This window comes from Allobosea sp. ASV33, from assembly GCF_016428755.1.
Taxonomy (GTDB): domain Bacteria; phylum Pseudomonadota; class Alphaproteobacteria; order Rhizobiales; family Beijerinckiaceae; genus Allobosea.
Genome location: NZ_JAELTI010000177.1, coordinates 1 through 3,258, shown reverse-complemented (window position 1 = coordinate 3,258; position 3,258 = coordinate 1). Strand labels below are relative to the sequence as shown.

The 3,258-nt window shown below is 67.8% G+C and carries 4 protein-coding genes; all 4 read right to left on the bottom strand.

Annotation, left to right across the window (positions count from 1 at the left end; genetic code table 11):
• Positions 1-273: FAD-dependent oxidoreductase (locus JHD80_RS26820; protein WP_199093577.1), on the bottom strand; the 273-nt coding region annotated here is incomplete at its 3' end.
• 293 nt (positions 274-566) lie between these two features.
• A complete protein-coding gene (locus JHD80_RS26815) occupies positions 567-1,628 on the bottom strand; it encodes an AbrB family transcriptional regulator (RefSeq protein ID WP_199093575.1) in 1,062 nt (353 codons plus the stop codon).
• A 119-nt stretch (positions 1,629-1,747) separates the two neighbouring features.
• Entirely contained in the window at positions 1,748-2,941 is a 1,194-nt protein-coding gene (locus JHD80_RS26810; RefSeq protein WP_199093573.1) for a pyridoxal phosphate-dependent aminotransferase, read from the bottom strand.
• Positions 2,942-3,062: 121 nt separating this feature from the next.
• Positions 3,063-3,258: MscL family protein (locus JHD80_RS26805; RefSeq protein WP_199093571.1), on the bottom strand; the 196-nt coding region annotated here is incomplete at its 5' end.

The following is a 3,258-nucleotide window of genomic DNA, read 5'->3' as shown; positions in this document are numbered from 1 at the left end:
GTGCCGGACCGTCCGCGAGATCGCGCTCGCCCCCATCGCATCGGCCAGGCGGTTGCTGACGAAATGCGCGCCGAAATCGTAGGTGTAACCCTCGGCATCCTTGAAGGAGGAGGCCATGCCGCCGACGGCGCGGCCACCTTCGAAGACCGTGGCACGAATGCCGCGGCGTTCCAGGTCATAGGCTGCGGTGAGGCCGGCGATGCCGGCGCCGATGATCGCGACAGGCTTGGCGAGGCGGCGCCAGACGGACGGCGCCTGCACGGCAATATTCATGGCGGTCGCTCCGCTGTCATCGACCGTTGTCGACGGCTAACTACCTAGCAGGAGCGGATGAATTCGGATTTGCTGGGAAGCTACAATCGAAGACCCAAAATATAATGGATCGTTAAGCTTAATGGCGCTCGCTGATTGGAGGCCGCTACCTCGTAAAGCCCTCATCCTGAGGAGCCGCAAAGCGGCGTCTCGAAGGGTGGTCAAGATGTCTCCGGAGCCTCCTGAAACATCCTTCGAGACGAAGCCTGACGGCTGCTCCTCAGGATGCGGGCTGAGAGACGTTCAGCGATCTTTCAACGTGGCGGCGCATTCTTCACGCGGGCCAGGACCAGCGGCATGGCAAGCCCAATGACGACGAAGCGCACGAGGTGGTGCGCGCCGACATAGAGCGTGTCCAGCCCCATGGCGAAGGCGAGCATCGCCATCGCTTCCAGCCCGCCCGGCGCAAAGGCCGCCATGCCGCTGGCATAGGAGACATCGGCGAGCCAGGCCGCCGGCCAGGCGAAGACGAAGGCGACGACGATCGAGACCGCGAAGCCGCCGATGGCCAGCGGAAACAGGCCTTTCAGCTCGTTGCGCGGGATATGCGCGATGCGCCCGCCCATGGTGGTGCCGAGCAGGATCTGCACGGCGATCTGGATCGGCATGGGCAGCGCGCCCTCGACGAGGCCGCTGCAATGCAAGGCAGCACTGGCGAAGGTCGCGCCGAACATCAGCGGGGCGGAGAGGCCGAGCCGCTCGAAGACGAGCCCGAGCGCCAGCCCCGACATCGTCACGCCGAACATCGTGCCGGCATCGACCGATTGGACGACAGGAGCCGGCATGCCGGCCGAGGCGCCGCTGAGCTGCATCACGCTCGGCAAAAGCGCGACCAGAACGAGCAGGCGAAAGAGCTGGACGACCGAGATTCGCCCGATATTGGCGCCCTTCGCCTGCGCGACGGCGAGCACCGTCGACAAGGCGCCGGGCGCTGCGGCCAGGAGGGCGTCGATCCAGGGCCAGCGCGCGACATGGCGCAGATAGGCGCCGGTCGCCAGCATGATCGCGGACACGCCGACGAGCAGGATGAGGAGGGAGGCCGGATAGCGGGCCGCCGCCGCCAGCGCCTCAGGCGTCGCCGCCGAGCCGAGGATCGCGCCGGAGAGGACCATGGTGGAATCGAACCAGGGCCGGCGCAGCGTCGGCAAGGGGCGGATCAGCGCGACGACCGTGCTCAGCAGCATCGAGCCGGAGAGCCAGGCAGCCGGCATGCCGAGCAGCGCGAAGCCGCCGCCCCCGACCGCCGCCAGCGCGATGACCAGAATCTCCCGCCAGAGGATCGTCAGCCGGGTCGTAGGATAGCCGAACGCTTTCATCGCCTTCCCGCCGCACCGCGGACTGGCGGCGCCGGGCGTTCATGGCGACGGCCTCGCGACCGGTCAACCGGGCGGCTCCCTGCTGAGCGCAGGGCCGCCTTGCGTCTCCGGCGCCGGCGTCAGATGGCGGCGAGCGCCTTCTGCAGCCGCGCGACGGCTTCGACCAGATCGGCGGATTTGCGGGCGAAGCAGAGGCGAAGGCCGGTCTCGCCACCGGGACCGAAAGCCGTGCCCGGGGCGAGGCCGACATTGGCGGTGTCGACCAGATCGAGCGCCAGCTTGCGCGAGTCATCGCGGCCATCGACCGAGAAGAACTGGTAGAACGCCCCGACCGGCGCCGACAGCGTGACGCGGTTCGTCGCCTTCAGCCCTTCGAAGATGATCCGGCGCCCCTCGGCCGCGCGCGCGATCTGCTCGGCGACGAAACCCTCGCCCTCGTCGAGGGCGGCGATGGCGCCGCGCTGGACGAAGACCGGCGAGCCCGAGGTCGAATACTGGATGAGGTTCTCGACGATCTGGCCGAAGGCGACGGGCACCTCGATCCAGCCGATGCGCCAGCCGGTCATCGCCCAGTTCTTCGAGAAGGTCTGGACGAAGATGACGCGGTCCTCGGCTTCCATGATGTCGTGGAAGGACGGCGCGCGCTCGGAGCCGTCATAGATGAAGCGGCCGTAGATCTCGTCGGCGACGATCCAGATGCCGTGCTTGCGCGAGAGCGCGAGCAGCGCCTCCTGCTCGGCCTTCGTCGCGGTCCAGCCGGTGGGGTTGGACGGCGAATTCACCAGGATGCCGCGGGTACGCGGCGTAATCGCCTTCGCGAGCCGGTCGAGATCGAGGGTGAAGCGGCCCTGCGCATAGTCCATGGGAACGCAGACGGTCGCCGCGCCGCTGACCCCGACCGCGGCGCCGAAATTCGGCCAGGCCGGAGTCGGGATGAGAATCTCGTCGCCGGGGCCGGCGATCATGCGGACCGCGATCTGGACCGACTGCATGCCGGAGCCGGTGACGTAGAAGCTCTCGGGCGAGAACGGCCGGCCGTAGAGGCGCTGATGATAGCGGGCGAGCGCCTCGCGCAGTTCCGGAATGCCGCGCTGCCAGGTGTAGAAGGTCTCGCCGGCCGCGAGCGAACGCGCCGCGGCGTCGGCGATGAAGGACGGGGTCGAGAGATCGCCCTCGCCGACCCAGAGCGGGATCAGGCCCGGCTTGAGGCGGCCGTGATTGACCACCTCGACGATCCCGCTTTCCGGCGCATTCCGGGCCTCGGGACGAAGCTCGGCAAGCAGGGTGCTGCCCGGCAGGATGGCGCTGTTCATCGGGATCGGCCTCGCGAAAATCGATGCCCCACCTTTAGCCGATCCCGGCGCGGCGAGGCATGAAATCGCGAGATCGGGTCGATCGGCGGCCGTGATGAATCACGGCCGCGCGAGGCTCCGATCAGGCCTGCTTCTGCTTGAGCAGATCGCGGATCTCGCCGAGCAGGACAACATCCTCGGGCTTCGCTGCGGGAGCCTCCGGCTTCGGCGGCTCTTTCTTCTGCAGCTTGTTGATGCCCTTGACCACCAGGAAGAGGACGAAGGCGATGATCAGGAAGTTGATGCCGGCCGTTACGAAATTGCCGTAGGCCAGCACC